At 63.0% G+C, this 14,079-nt stretch carries 10 protein-coding genes; 8 read left to right on the top strand and 2 right to left on the bottom strand.

What is annotated here, in order from left to right; all coding sequences use genetic code 11:
* The 6 genes from BMW76_RS15585 (at position 1) to BMW76_RS15560 (ending at position 7,941) form a co-directional block, all read left to right on the top strand.
* A complete protein-coding gene (locus BMW76_RS15585) occupies positions 1–657 on the top strand; it encodes a cytochrome c oxidase subunit 3 (protein ID WP_090866468.1) in 657 nt (218 codons plus the stop codon).
* The gene (locus tag BMW76_RS15580) at positions 654–1,112 is read left to right on the top strand and encodes a hypothetical protein (protein WP_090866466.1); all 459 of its coding nucleotides are present in this window, start codon (positions 654–656) and stop codon (positions 1,110–1,112) included. The genes BMW76_RS15585 and BMW76_RS15580 overlap by 4 nt, the downstream gene beginning before the upstream one ends.
* 5 nt (positions 1,113–1,117) lie before the next feature.
* The gene (locus BMW76_RS15575; RefSeq protein WP_407668963.1) at positions 1,118–2,506 is read left to right on the top strand and encodes a c-type cytochrome; all 1,389 of its coding nucleotides are present in this window, start codon (positions 1,118–1,120) and stop codon (positions 2,504–2,506) included.
* A 197-nt stretch (positions 2,507–2,703) separates the two neighbouring features.
* Positions 2,704–4,104 carry a response regulator receiver protein gene (locus BMW76_RS15570; RefSeq protein WP_143062267.1) on the top strand — a complete coding sequence of 467 codons (1,401 nt, stop codon included), beginning with the start codon at positions 2,704–2,706 and terminating at the stop codon, positions 4,102–4,104.
* A 193-nt stretch (positions 4,105–4,297) separates the two neighbouring features.
* Positions 4,298–5,242, top strand: coding sequence for a helix-turn-helix domain-containing protein (locus BMW76_RS15565; RefSeq protein ID WP_177200395.1), 945 nt, complete (start codon positions 4,298–4,300; stop codon positions 5,240–5,242).
* 206 nt (positions 5,243–5,448) lie between these two features.
* The gene (locus BMW76_RS15560) at positions 5,449–7,941 is read left to right on the top strand and encodes a glycogen/starch/alpha-glucan phosphorylase (RefSeq protein WP_090866460.1); all 2,493 of its coding nucleotides are present in this window, start codon (positions 5,449–5,451) and stop codon (positions 7,939–7,941) included.
* Positions 7,942–7,964: 23 nt separating this feature from the next.
* On the opposite strand, the gene BMW76_RS15555 is transcribed toward BMW76_RS15560, so the two are convergent.
* The gene (locus BMW76_RS15555) at positions 7,965–8,867 is read right to left on the bottom strand and encodes a DMT family transporter (RefSeq protein WP_090866529.1); all 903 of its coding nucleotides are present in this window, start codon (positions 8,865–8,867) and stop codon (positions 7,965–7,967) included.
* A gap of 587 nt (positions 8,868–9,454) precedes the next feature.
* Between BMW76_RS15555 and BMW76_RS15550 the strand changes: the two genes are divergently transcribed.
* The gene (locus BMW76_RS15550; RefSeq protein ID WP_090866458.1) at positions 9,455–10,198 is read left to right on the top strand and encodes an N-acyl amino acid synthase FeeM domain-containing protein; all 744 of its coding nucleotides are present in this window, start codon (positions 9,455–9,457) and stop codon (positions 10,196–10,198) included.
* A 167-nt stretch (positions 10,199–10,365) separates the two neighbouring features.
* The gene (locus BMW76_RS15545) at positions 10,366–13,296 is read left to right on the top strand and encodes a putative bifunctional diguanylate cyclase/phosphodiesterase (RefSeq protein ID WP_245763242.1); all 2,931 of its coding nucleotides are present in this window, start codon (positions 10,366–10,368) and stop codon (positions 13,294–13,296) included.
* A gap of 318 nt (positions 13,297–13,614) precedes the next feature.
* On the opposite strand, the gene BMW76_RS42815 is transcribed toward BMW76_RS15545, so the two are convergent.
* Positions 13,615–13,896 (bottom strand): hypothetical protein, encoded by a 282-nt coding sequence (locus BMW76_RS42815; RefSeq protein WP_407668962.1) that lies wholly within the window; start codon positions 13,894–13,896, stop codon positions 13,615–13,617.
* Positions 13,897–14,079: the final 183 nt, after the last annotated feature.

Below are 14,079 nucleotides of genomic sequence, written 5' to 3'. Positions count from 1 at the left end.
ATGAGCGACGCGTTGCGCAACGGCACGGTGCACGACGATACCTCTCGCGGCGACGCCTACGGACGCGAGGTGAGCCTGCCCGTCGGCAGCGCGGGCGAACGTTCGGGCGGCTGGTTCGGATGTCTCGCGTTGATCGTCACGGAAGGCTCGTTGTTCGGCTATCTGATCTTTTCGTACCTGTACCTCGCGTCGCAGAGCGGCCGCATGTGGCCGCCCGAAGGCTTGCCGAAGCTCGGCCTCGGCGGCGTGAACACGGCGATCCTGCTGACGAGCAGCGTCTTCGTGTGGCTATGCGAGCGCTGTGTGAAGCGTCGGCGCATCCATTGGGCCGTCGCGTCGATGAGCACGGCGCTGGCGCTGGGCGTGACATTCGTCGGTATTCAGATCAAGGAATGGCAGAACCATCCTTACGGCATGACCGCCCATCTGTATGGCTCGCTGTACTTCACGATCACGGGCTTTCATATGGCGCACGTCGTCGTCGGACTGGTGGTGCTCGCGTTGCTGCTGCTATGGACGGCGCGCGGCTACTTCGACGAAAAGCGCTGCCTCGCGCTGACGATAGGCGGCCTGTACTGGCACTTCGTCGATCTCGTGTGGCTCTTCATCTTTACGACGATTTATCTGTCGCCGTATGTGCTGAGGGGACGCGCATGAGCGACAACCGCACACAGACGCGGCAGCGGCGCGACGAGCCGGCGGCGCGGATCGACATTCCGCGCTTCCACTCGCGGCGCCTGTTGACGGCCGCGCTGGCGACGCCGCTCGCATGGTTCGCGCAGATGTTCGTCGGCGAAGTGCTGACGTCGCAGGCATGTGCGGTATCCGATCCGCTGCGTCCCGTGTCGCCGCCGGCCTGGGTGACGACGGCGTTGGTCGCGCTGAGCGTCGTATGCATGATCGTGGGCATCGCGGGCGTGATCGTCGCGTGGCGCGCCGTCGTGTTCACGCGCGGCAGGCGCGGACATGCGCTCGACGGGCGCGCACGCCGGGTCGCGGAACTCGAGTGGTTTCTCGCGCGGGTGAGCGCGCTGTCGAGCGCGATGTTCATGTTCGGGCTGGCCACGACCGTTGTTGCCGTGGTGGTCGTGTCGCCGTGCGGGCAGTGGTGACGACGATGAGCAGACGTGTCGTTCCTGCCATCGGCATCGGCATCGGCATCGGCATAGGTATCGGCATCGCGGCGATCGCGACGGGCGCGGCTTTTGTCGCGTCGGGGGCGATGCCGGAGCGGGCCGATGCGCAGATGTCGACGGTGCCGATCGACACCAGCGATCCCAGGCTGATCGCGAAAGGCGAATACCTCGCGAAAGCGGCCGATTGCGCGGGCTGCCATACGGCGCCGCCGGGCGGTCCTTCGGGCAAGCAACCGTTGCATCCGTCGGCGCCTTTCGCGGGCGGCCTGGGGATTGAGTCGCCGTTCGGAACGATCTGGTCGTCGAATATCACGCCCGATTCCGTGGAGGGCATCGGGCGCTACAGCTACGACGATTTCGCGCGCGCCGTGCGCGAGGGCGTTGCGCCCGGCAACCGGCGGCTCTATCCGGCGATGCCGTATCCGTCGTTTGCGAAGATCAACGATGACGACATGCACGCGCTCTACGCGTATTTCATGCACGGCGTCGCGCCCGTATCGAAGGCCGCGCCGCACACGCGCTTGCCGTTTCCGTTCGATCTGCGCTGGGGGCTGATGTTCTGGAGCGCTGCGTTTGCACCCGATGACGTGTTCGTGCCGCAATCGTCGCGTAGCCCGCAATGGAATCGCGGCGCTTATCTCGTGCAATCGCTCGGGCATTGCGGCGCATGTCACACGCCACGCGGACCCGCTTACGAAGAGCGCGGCTACAGCGAGCATTCGCGGCTCTACTTGACGGGCGGCACGAACGATCACTGGTTCGCGCCGAATCTGACAGGCGACATGGGCTCAGGCCTCGGACGCTTTTCCGAAGAGGACATCGCCGCATTCCTGAGACGCGGGCATGGCGGCGGTCTCGTCACGTTCGGCAGCATGGTCGAGGTCGTCGAGGACAGCACACAGTATCTGACCGACGACGATCTCCACGCAATCGCGCGCTATTTAAAGGGCCTGCCGGCGCAAGCGTCGTCCGGCCATTTCGACGACCAGTCGCACGCCGCGCTGCGGACCGTTCGCGCGCTGAAAACGGGCGATGTCGAATTGCCCGGCGCGGGCCTCTATCAAGGCTTTTGCGCGCGCTGTCATCAGGCGGACGGGATGGGCGAGCCGCTCAAATATCCGCGGCTCGCGGGCAACCCTGCTGTATTGAGCGAGCACGCCGATTCGCTCGTGCGCTTGCTGGTGGAAGGCGGCGAGGCGCCGCATACGCAATCGGGACCCGATCCGAAGAAAATGCCGTCGTTCGCGGGCAAGCTGACCGATACGGAAATGGCGCGTGTGCTGACCTTCGTGCGCAATACATGGGGCAACGATGCCGCGCCTGTGACGACACGCGAAGTAGCGCGCATCCGTCAAACATTAGGCAAGTAGCGCTGAAGGTCGAGGGCCGAATAGTTGCATCCGCGAGCTTCGAGCCGAAGCTATGTATCGTATCTTGTGCGAAAGAGCCGATCTACGGACATAGCGACGGTCTTAATAAAGTAATCCGTAGCGACTAGTCTTTGATAACGGGACGTGTCGGATGGCGAGTGCCATGCGCGCGTCGATGCGGTCCGCTGGAGGCGACCATGCTTGACACCGCTGTTTTTAGCAACGGTTTTCGGTCCACCTCCGCGCAGAGCCGACAGCGTTCGTCGCGTGTGGCGCGCTCCCATTCCGGCGTCGTACCCTACGCGCTCGTATTCGTCGACACGGACAGTGTTGGCAGTCCCAACAGCACGAGCGTCGATCCGTTCGCATATCTCCAACAGTCCATCACGCTCAACCGGAGTCTGCTCGCTGCCGGCTTGCCGCGATTGACCGTCGCGACCAATGTGGCGGACAGGGTCGAGCACTATCTTGCCGATGTCGCAGGGGACTGGCGTCCCGATGTATTGCAGCTAAAGCCGTCGACACTCGAGTTGCCGAAGCTCACGCGGTTTTATGGCGCGCATTTCAAACTCGACTTGCTGGAACAGGCAGCCGCTACGTTGCGCGAGGGCCAGCTGCTGATGCTGCTCGATACCGACATGCTCGCGCTTCGGGGCGTGAGTGCGGAACTGCTGCTGCGCTGCCGGGCGACGGGCGTGGGCGCGTACGACATCACCGATCAGGAGTTCTCCGCTTATGGCGAAAGCCGCGTCATCGCCGATCTGGAGACGGTCGCGGGCAAGCGGCTCATCAATCCGCGATGGTTCGGCGGCGAGACGCTGCTGGCATCGGCTGCGTTCATCGACAAGCTCGTGCCTCTCGCGCGCATATGTTTCGAGCGGTACAGGTCATCGATCGGCCAGTTGAATCATCACGGCGACGAAGCGTTCGTCTCGGCGGCACTGAACTTGCTTGCTGAAGAAGGGCAACAGATCGTCGATATCGGCGCGCACCGGCTGGTGGGACGGCACTGGTCCGGCAACACGCATCGCGATCTGCGCTGGTACAAGGGATGTGCGTTGCTGCATCTGCCCGACAGCAAGCGGCTGCTCGAACGTCAGGCGCGCCGCCCGACGTTCAGTGCGGCGCGTATCTGGCGCAGACTCGTGCTGGCACATGCGTTCAACCGGATGCTGTGGCCGCTCAGACAATGGCGCCGCGCACGCGCGCGTGTGCGCCTGATGCCAGCGGGTCGCGCTGCGAGGGTCGATGTGCTGATTTTCGATGCGAACGCGAGCCGGTTGTCGGCGCTGGCTTCACGGCTGACCTCGCGGGGTGTCGTCGTCATGCCGGTCCTCACGATGGAAGAAGCACGCGATGCAGCGCGGCGGCTCGATCCGCGCGTCATCGTTACGTCGAGTCCTTTTGCCGGCGTCGACGATGGCGATGTGTCGGACGCCGGGTTGCGCAGCGCGGCCGGCGCGGGCCGTCCCGTGATGATCGCCTTTTCGGCGGACGATGCGCGCCTCGACTGGACCCAGTGGGACGGCTGGTTTCCGCGCTCCGCCGATCCGGGCGAAGTGGTCGAAGCGGTGATGGAAGCGCTGCGCAGACGGTAGCGCAGAGGTGCGCATCGTTGCCGGGCGTACACAGAATTGCGAAAACGTCTGAAGAAGTTCGTCTTGTCAAACGATGCATGCCGACGCATGCCGCGATGAATCAGCCGGAGGAATCATGTTTGTGGCAGAGAACGGGCGTCGATGCGCCGACGAATACAGAGGCAGTGTTTCGAGCTTGCAACGGATCGCGTTCGTGCTGACGCAAGCGTGCGACCTGTTAGGCGCAGCCGTCGTCGCCGAAGCGCTCGATTGTGCGAGCGAACTCGCGGGCGTTCAGCATGCGTGCAAGTACGGAATGCAGTTTCTGTCGGCGAATGGCGGCCCCGTGACGTGCCATCGCTCGCTCCCCGTGTCGACGGGCAAATTGGCCGATACGATCGGGACGCGATTCGCGTGCGTGTTGGTCGCGGCAGGGCCGAACGCGGACGAGGTGTGCAACGGGCTATCGCATGCAGCGTGGCTGCAGCGGGTCAGGGCGGCCGGCACGCCCGTGCGGTTTCTCGCGGCCGATACCGTGCACGGATTCGCGCACGATGCCGCGCACGCATCGGAGGGCGATCGGATCGTGCAAGGGGCGCAGGCGGAAGCGCGACTATCCGGCGCGATCAAGGCGGCCTTCGACATCATCCGCGACGACATGGGCGAGCCGATTGCGCGCGAGGCCTTGCATCGCACGATCAGCGTACACGTCGACACGATCCTGTCATCGATCGACGCGGGCATGAGCACGGCCGACAAGGTGCGCGCGGCGGGGCGGTGGCTCAAGAACAACTGCCACCGTCCCGTCAGCGTCGCCGATGCCGCGCATGCATGCGCGATGAGCCAGCGCACGTTGCTGCGCTACTTTCAGGCATACCTTGGGACTTCGCCATCGGAATACCTGCAACGGGCGAGGCTCGATCTGGCGTGCTTGCTGCTGGCCGAGACCTCGCTGCCCGCCGACAAGATCGCGCGACGCGTCGGTCTGACCGACGGCGGCCGGCTCGGCAAGCTGTTTCGCCGCTGTATCGGGAAGTCGCCGACCGAATATCGCGCGTGGCAGCGTGCCAGGACGAATGGTCTGCAGACCATTCACACGAACGAGCAGCCGCGCGAGCTTCAGGCGGACGTGGAGGCAACGCAGTACGCCGCCGCGTGACGTTCTTTCGTTGATCGACATACGTCGCATTGCATACCCGATAATCGTCAGCGGAAAGCCCGCGCGGCTCGTCGAGCTTGCAATCCTTGCGCCGTAACATATGCTGCCGTTGAGGTTCTTTCGGCCAGGGCGCGAATCGCGCCCTGCGTCGGCGAACGGGCGCGAAATCGTGATGCGTTTGACGCGGCGAATCGGGAGAGAGCATCGTGACCACCAACCCGGTATCAGGCGTAACCCCGAGCGCCGGGTCGGCGCGCACCGGGCTCGACGTCGATGCGCTGCGGCGCGGCGTGCTCGACAATCTGGTCTGCCTGCAGGCCCGTCCTCCCAGCATCGCTACGCCGTACGACTGGTACATGGCGCTGTCGTACAGCGTGCGTGACCGCATGCTGGCGCGCTGGGCCGCGACGATCCAGACCTATGTCGTGCGCGAGCTGCGGGTCGCGTGCTATCTCTCCGCTGAGTTCCTGATCGGCCCGCAACTCGGCAACAATCTCCTGAATCTCGGCATCGAGGACAACGCGCGCGCTGTCATGCAGTCGCTCGGCCAGGACCTCGATACGCTGCTCGCGCTGGAGGAAGAACCGGGGCTCGGCAACGGCGGGCTCGGCAGGCTCGCTGCCTGTTATCTCGACTCGCTGGCGACGCTCGAAATACCGTCCGTCGGCTACGGCATCCGCTACGAGTTCGGCATCTTCGATCAGGAGATACGCGACGGCTGCCAGGTGGAAGTCACCGACAAGTGGCTGCAAAAGGGCAATCCGTGGGAGATCGTGCGCCCGAGCGTGTGTTACTACGCCGCCTTTGGCGGGCATACGGAACAGTGGACCGATGAGCAAGGCTATTTTCGCGTGCGCTGGATGCCGGCACGGATGATCAAGGGCGTGGCCTGCGATACGCCGATGCTGGGCTATCGCGCGAACATGTGCAACACGCTGCGCTTGTGGAAAAGCGAGGCCGTCGAGTCATTCGACCTGGACGACTTCAACGCGGGCGATTATTACCAGGCCGTCGAGGAAAAGGTGATTTCGGAGACGCTGTCGAAAGTACTCTATCCGAACGACGAGCCCGAAGCCGGCAAGCGGCTGCGTCTTGCGCAGCAGTACTTCTTCGTCTCCTGTTCGCTGCAGGACATGCTGCGCATTCTCGATCTGAAGGGCGTGCCCGTCTCGCGTTTCGCTGACATGTTCGCGGTGCAGCTGAACGACACGCATCCGTCCATCGCCGTCGCCGAGCTGATGCGCCTGCTCGTCGACATACGGCTTCTTCCTTGGGAAGAAGCATGGGACATCACGTGCCGCACGCTCGCCTATACCAATCACACGCTGTTGCCCGAAGCACTCGAAACATGGGGCTTGCGTCTTTTCGGCGCGCTGCTGCCGCGTCCGCTCGAAATCATCTACGAGATCAACCGCCGCTTCCTCGACGACCTGCGCCGAAAGTATCCGGGCGACGAGGCGCGCGTCGCGCGCATGTCGCTGATCGACGAGAGCGGCGACAAGAGAATCCGCATGGCGTACCTGTCGACGATCGGCAGCCATGCCATCAACGGCGTCGCGGCGCTGCATTCGACGCTGCTCAGGCAGACTGTGCTGCACGACTTCGCGGAGTTGTGGCCCGAGCGTTTTGACAACGTCACCAATGGCGTCACACCGCGCCGCTTTCTGCTGCTGAGCAACCGCCGTCTTGCGCGGCTACTCGACGCTACCGTCGGCGATGGCTGGGTCACGGATCTCACACAGCTCCGCAAGCTCGAAGCGTATGCCGACGATCACGCGTTTCAGGAAAAGTGGCGTGCCGTCAAGCATGCGAACAAACAGATTCTCGCGGAACAGATTCGCCATGTGACGAATATCGACGTCGACCCCGATGCGCTGTTCGACATTCAGGTCAAGCGCATCCACGAGTACAAGCGACAGCATCTGAACGCGCTTTACATCGTCACGCTTTACCAGCGTCTGCGGCGCAACGTGGAGCAAGGTGCCGTGCCGCGTTGCTTCGTGTTCGGCGGAAAGGCCGCGCCGGGCTATGCGATGGCGAAGCTGATGATCCGGCTGATTACGGGCATCGCCGAAGTCGTGAACAACGATCCTGCGATGCACGGCAGACTGAAGGTCGTGTTCTTTCCGGATTTCAGCGTGAAGAATGCGCAGTTCATCTATCCTGCCGCAGACCTGTCGGAGCAGATTTCGACTGCGGGCAAGGAAGCGTCCGGCACCGGCAACATGAAGTTCATGATGAACGGCGCGATCACGATAGGCACGCTGGACGGCGCGAATGTCGAGATCCGCGAAGAAGCGGGCGACGAGAACTTCTTCCTCTTTGGCTTGACGGCGGCGCAGGTGGAGCGCGTCAGGCGCGAAGGCTATCGTCCTTCCGTGCATGTCGAAAGCAATGCGGAATTGCGCGAGGTGCTGGACCTGATCGCGGGCGGGCACTTCTCGCGCGGCGATCAGCAGGTATTCCGCCCACTCGTCGACAACCTGCTTCACGCGGACCCGTTCCTCGTGCTCGCCGATTACGCCGATTACATCGCGTGCCAGCAGCGCGTGAGCGCTGCGTGGCAGGACCCGGCACGCTGGACTCGCATGTCGATACTCAACACGGCACGCTCGGGGAAGTTCTCATCCGATCGCGCGATCGCCGAGTATTGCGAGCGGATCTGGAAGATAGCTCCTGTGAAAATTTCGCTGGATTGACCGCTGAGTGCGGGCTACGCGCGTCATCGCGATTGGGACGTTGCAATCGCAACGCCCACTACTGCAACGCCCATCGCCCACCACGCGGACGTCGGCAGCATTTCGCCGAGGAATGCGTAGCTCATCAGCGCCGCGGCGGGCGGCACGAAAAAGAACAGCGCGGCCACCTTCGATACCTTGCCCGCGCGTGTCATCGCGAGCAATAGACTGATGGCGATCAGTGAATTGCCGAGCACGAGATACGCCATGACAGCCGTGAAGGTTCCCGTCCACTGCACGTGGCCATGCTCGAACAGCAAGGCCATCGGCGCGCAGCACACGAGGCCGACTGCGTACTGAACGAGATTCGCCATCAACGGATCGTTCGATGCGGCCGTGCGCTTTTCGTAGAGCATCGCGCCCGTGATGCCGAGCAGCGCGCCGATTGCGAGCAGCACCGGGCCCAGCGAATCCACATGGACGCGGCTGCGCGCAACGATGACGCCCGCTGCGCCCGCGAGACCGAGTATCAGTCCCGTCCAGCGGCGTGCGCCGACGCGCTCGCCGACCAGCTTCGGCGCGAGCACGCCGACGAGTATCGGTTGCAGCGAGACGATCAGTGCGAGCACCGACGTCTCGATGCCCGCCGTCATCGACAGATAGCTCAGCCCGAAGTACAGCACCTGCACGAGAAAGCCGACGACGATCAGATGCTTCCACGCATGCAGCCCGCGCGGCCATGCAGGCCGGCGGACCGCGCATATGACGACGAGCACGCTGACACTCAACGCAAAGCGGATCGCCAGAAAGGTGAGGGGCGATGCGTAGCGCAGGCCGATCTTCGCAATCGGAAAACCCGCGGACCACAACAGCAGAAAGATCACGGGACCCGCGACCGTCAACCAGCGTTGTCCGTCGGCCGATACTGCGTTCGACGCCTGTTCCATTTCCATCCTTATTGGTTGTGAAGTCACGGTGTGTGATTGCAGCGCACATTGTCCACATTGACAAGCGAGTGAGCGCCGGGATGCGCGGCGGGCGATGTCGGTGGCGCGGCAACACCGTCTCTCCAGGCCACTCCGCACATGGATCTAACCCCGTTCGATCAGGAGCCGCCTTATCAAAGCATCCCTCCGCACGCATCTTTCAGGTGCGTAGTGCAATGGCGGCCCTTGCGTTCATCTGCAACGGGGCGCCCGTCCGTGTACTTCCCGTGACACAGGGACGTACAGAACTTCCCATCCCCGATCGACCCGGCGCGGTAGTGTCGGACAGTCACGCCGCCTGCTTGAAAAGGCGGCTTTTTTGTGTTCGTGCGGGTGCGGTCCGATGAAAAGTGCCACCATCGCATCAGAGTCGGCTTCGATTCTGACAGCACGCGCTACACCCACTATCCCGGTGGATGCCAGTCCCCGTCGTACTGCGAAGTGAATTTGAAGGCCCGCCTCCTGGCTGCCGCTGTCGTTCCGGACTCGTTCCGGACATAGGGAACGTCAGCGGATGTCTGTTCTACGACCAATAAAAGGGATGAAAAATGGAAATTCTCGAGCTCAACCACGAAGTCATTCGTACGGCACGCGACAGCGAAGCAAATCAGAAAGTTGCGAACATCGGCCTTCAGGAGCCGGAACGTCTGCCGTTTACAGTACGTATAGCCGTCACCCGCGAGGACATCGCGAAAGCCGTGGCCGTCCGGCGCAGCGCCTATGGGCGTCATCTGCCCGAATTCGCGCGAACGATGACGATCGAGGACGTCGACCTCGCGCCGGGCACGACGATCCTGCTCGCGGAATCAAGGCTCGATCGCGCGCCGATTGGCACGATGCGGGTTCAGACCAACGAGTTCTCGGCGTTGCCCGTCGAGCATTCGGTCGAGCTCCCGTCCTGGTGCGCGTCGGGCCGGCTGGCGGAAGCGACGCGCCTGGCGGTGACGGGGCCGTCGAGCGGCCGGATGATCAAGATGATGCTGTTCAAGGCGCTGTTCCTGCTGTGCGAGCAGCGGGGCATCGACTGGCTGCTCATTACGGCGCGCTCGCCGATCGACCGTGAGTACGAGGCGATGCTGTTTCGCGACATATTTGCCGATCATCGGTATGTTCCAATGACGCATGTCGGCGGGCTGCCGCACCGGGTGATGGCGGGCGAGGTATCGGCGGCTCGCCGGCGCTGGTCGGAGGCGAAGCACCCGCTATACAGGTTCGTGTTCGAAACGCCTCACCCGGACCTGGACCTGACGCTGCCGACGCATGGGGCGGTCTGCTTCGAGGCGGCGGCGTAAAAAGTGCCGGACAGCCACCGGCGCCGCGTTGTTTGCAGGGATAATGCGGTTGCAGGTGGCTGATCGAATCACGGAAAGAGCACGGTTGTGCGCTAGTGGATTGCGCAGCCGTCATAAAACAGGCTTGTTGGACTGGGGGTGCCGCAGACATGATGCGGTCGCGATGGTTGTCACGAATACTACGTAGCGCTGGCTCGTCGATCGACGCGTGGCTGGACGCGTTCTCCATTTACGGCGTGCCGGCCGCGGTTGCGATCGGCACGGTCGTCGTGCTGGTGTGCCTGCCGCATGCTTTCCAGCCGAAAGCCGCGCAGCCATTGCAGTTCAAGGTACTCGACGACAAGGCCGCGTCAATGGGGCCCGTGGAGGCACGCGCGGCGCTGTCGGGCGCGCGCGAAACGACCCGCTACGGCACGAAGCTTTCGGAAACCCCAATCTGGATCGAATTCCTTGCACCTGCATCCGGTTCTGCGGAGCGCATTCTCGACTTCCCGTCGCGCCACGCCACGTCGATGCAATGCTGGCTCGCTTCGTCTCTCGCGCCGCTCGGCCGGGCGGACCGCGAGCACCAGATGGCGCCGATGCGTGCAGCCAAGGCAGGCTTTGCGATTCCGCTCGACGCAAACGATAGCGCAAACGTAATCCTGTGCCGCGCGACATATTCCGGGCCGGCCCAGGTATCGGTGTTGTCGTGGGGCATCGACGAATTTCACGCGTCCGAACTCGACTTCCAGGAAGGCGCCGCGCTGATCGCCGGCGGCCTGCTGACCCTCGCGTGCTTTGTGTTCGTTACCGCGCTGATCAATCGCGAATGGACGTACGTGCTGTTCTCGATGTGGCTCGTCGGCAATCTGCGCATGTGCGCGAACGCGATGGGCTGGGACACGCAGTGGGTCGACCGCACGATTCCTTCGACGTCGATCGCCTTCTTGCGTGAACTGAGTTTTGCCGCGTACTACATTTTGACGGGCGCGCTGTTCAGCCGGCTGTTCCGCCGGGAGTTGCGCCGCACCGGGTTCATCCGGCTCTATCGGACGGCGCAATGGACGGGTGTGCTGCTGCTCGTCGCCGCGCTGGTGCTGCCGTATTCGCGCTTCATTCTGGCGCTGTGGTCGCTGGGCGGCTTCGGCATCTGCGTGCTGATCCTTCATCTCGCGCAGTTCGTCAGGAAAGCGCGCTCGCGCACGGTGCTGTGGTACGTCGGCTCGCTCGCGGTCGTGCTCGGCTCGACGTTTTCGGAACTGATCGGCGCGATGTTCGGCTTTCCCGCGCTCGCGGCAGGGGTGAGCCCCGTGCTCGCCGCGCTGATGTCGAGCATGATGGCCGCGTTCGCGATCGCCGAGCAGATGCGCGCCGAACGGCAGCACCGCCAGCAGGCCGAAATCGACTTGCGCAACACCTATGACGTGGCGCCCGTTGGGCTATTCACGCTCGATGCGATGGGCCGCTTCGTTCGCGCGAACCCGGCGCTGCTGCAGATGCTCGGCCTCGACAGGGCGTCGTACCGGATGCATCACTGGAACGATTTCTTCGAAGCGGGCGCGTGGGGCAAGCTGGAGTCGTTCCTGACGGGCGGCTCCGTCGGCTTGGGCGGCTTGGGCGGCGAACCGGGTATCAACGGCATGACGCTGCTCGGCAACACCGACCGGCGTTTTCAAATTTCGGCGATCCGCTCGGGCCAGTTCATCGAGGGATCGCTGCAGGACGTGACGGAGCGCTCGAAGGCGGTCGAGCGTCTGCGTTTTCTCGCCGAGCACGATTCGCTGACGGGCCTGCTGAACCGGCGCGGCGTAGAGAGCGCGATCGCCGCGCAGTCGGAGGCGCTTTCCCGCTGGGTGCTCGTCTATATCGATCTGGACCGCTTCAAGCTGATCAACGATCTGTTCGGCCATCAGGCCGGCGACGAGGTGTTGAGGCTGGTCGCGAAACGTATCGTCGGCATGCTCGACGAGCGCTGCTCGCTCGGGCGTATCGGCGGAGACGAGTTCGTCTGCATCATGAAGGACGTGTCGATCGACGAAGCGCTCGAGCATTGGACCAACGTCGTGAACGCGATCAACGATGTGCCCTATCAGGTTGGCAATCGGGCGTTCATGGTCAAGGCATCGATCGGCCTCACCGAATGCGAGCACGGCATGCGCGTGCAGGATGCGCTCGCGCATACGGACCGTGCGTGCCGCGAGGCGAAGCACAAATCGGGCAACAGCATCGTTGCGTACCGGCGCGGCGCCGAGGCGTTCGAACATCGCGCGGCGGAATTGCGGCTCGTCGAGTCGTTCCGCGGCACCAGTCTGCCGCCGGGACTGTTCCTGCTGATGCAGCCGATCATGTCGCTGTCGGCGCCTTATGAATCGCTGAACTTCGAAGTGCTGCTGCGCATGCGCTCGCCGGAAGGGCAGCTCATCACGCCGGACCGCATTCTGAGCGCCGCCGAAGAATCGGGCGCGATCGCGGCCATCGATATGTGGGTCGTCAAGACCACGCTCGAATGGATCTCCGGGCATCAGGCGCATCTTGCGAATACGCAGTTCGTCTGCGTGAACCTGAACGGCGCGTCGCTCAACGACGAGCGCTTCACGCGAGAGATTTTCGATCTGCTGGTGGAGCATCGGCCCGTCTTGCAGTACTTGTGCCTCGAAATCACCGAAAGTGTCGCGTTGCACGATCTGGAGAACACACAGCGCTTTATCGCGCGCATTCATGATCTCGGCGCGAAAATTGCGCTCGACGATTTCGGCGCGGGCTATACATCGTTCCGTTATCTGAAGCGTTTGTCTGCCGATGCATTGAAGATCGACGGCGAATTCGTGCGTTCGATGCGCGAGCATCCAAAGGACGTGGCGATCGTCGAGGCGCTGGTCTCGCTGGCGGGCGCGCTCGGGATGCGCAGCGTCGCCGAGTGGGTCGAGGACGCCGATACGCTCACGATGCTCAGGGAACTCGGCGTCGACTACGTGCAGGGCTACGCGATCGCGCGGCCACTGGAGCCCGAGCTGATTCTCGCAGCGAAATCGTCGGCGGATTTCGTGACGGATTCCGCCGTGGCGAGCGCGATCGGCGCGCAGGCGCGTTCGAGCGATCACTTCGAGATTTACTAGGCTCGTGCACTGAACTGGCGCACGGTCTCCGCATTGGGGACTTGCGCACCGACGCGGTTCGTTCCTTCATCTCTTCATTCAATAGTGCGCCGCTCGAAGAAGGCATCTGTGCTAATGCGCCGTCTTGTTCTCTATTTACGGCTGATATAGATCGCTTCTTCTATTGCGTGCGCAAATGCGCGACGGGCCGACGCGACGATACATGAATATAAAAAAAGTCCCGCGCATGGGGGCGCGGGACAAACGTCGATTACTACGAGCTCCATGTCAGGATACGAGACTCGTGTCCTGACAATGGAACTATCGATGCTGGGGACATTAAAAAGCAACAGTAAAGTTCTTGAGCACTCGCGCGGACTGATACGTTCGAGATGGCAATTGAAAGCCCACCACATCATGCAGTACATACAGCGCTTCCAGCGATGCGAGTTCGTCCGCGGTGAGCGTCACATCAAATGCCGCAATGGCATCGTCCAGATGATGCCGCTTCGATGCGCCAACGCCTTCGCGAACTGCCACACGAACATCGCCGATACGCCCATATAGCGCGCCCTTGCCCGGTTTCACGACATCGTTCAGGCGTCTCCAGCGCTTCATCATCGGCGTCGCGCAGTCCCCAGCAATGGGTTCGGTACAAGTAAGTCGGCGTAGTCTGTACCGGGACGTGACAAGCTCGCATCACCGTTCTGGATCGAGCACGACCGCCACACCAAGACCTTCGCGCTGCATACTCACTACTCGGTCCCGATGCTGGATCTGATCAAGCTCTAGTGGCCTGCACGT

Origin of the sequence: Paraburkholderia diazotrophica (genome assembly GCF_900108945.1) — a bacterium.
Lineage (GTDB): Bacteria > Pseudomonadota > Gammaproteobacteria > Burkholderiales > Burkholderiaceae > Paraburkholderia > Paraburkholderia diazotrophica.
The sequence above is the reverse complement of the archived record's forward strand: the minus strand, read 5'-3'. Positions and strand labels throughout refer to the sequence as shown.

Excerpts from the sequence above, each read along its gene's own strand:
- BMW76_RS15585 (WP_090866468.1), top strand. The coding sequence starts at position 1 with ATGAGCGACGCGTTGCGCAACGGCACGGTGCACGACGATACCTCTCGC.
- BMW76_RS15580 (WP_090866466.1), top strand. The coding sequence starts at position 654 with ATGAGCGACAACCGCACACAGACGCGGCAGCGGCGCGACGAGCCGGCG.
- BMW76_RS15575 (WP_407668963.1), top strand. The coding sequence starts at position 1,118 with ATGAGCAGACGTGTCGTTCCTGCCATCGGCATCGGCATCGGCATCGGC.
- BMW76_RS15570 (WP_143062267.1), top strand. The coding sequence starts at position 2,704 with ATGCTTGACACCGCTGTTTTTAGCAACGGTTTTCGGTCCACCTCCGCG.
- BMW76_RS15555 (WP_090866529.1), bottom strand. The coding sequence starts at position 8,867 with ATGGAACAGGCGTCGAACGCAGTATCGGCCGACGGACAACGCTGGTTG.
- BMW76_RS15550 (WP_090866458.1), top strand. The coding sequence starts at position 9,455 with ATGGAAATTCTCGAGCTCAACCACGAAGTCATTCGTACGGCACGCGAC.
- BMW76_RS42815 (WP_407668962.1), bottom strand. The coding sequence starts at position 13,896 with ATGATGAAGCGCTGGAGACGCCTGAACGATGTCGTGAAACCGGGCAAG.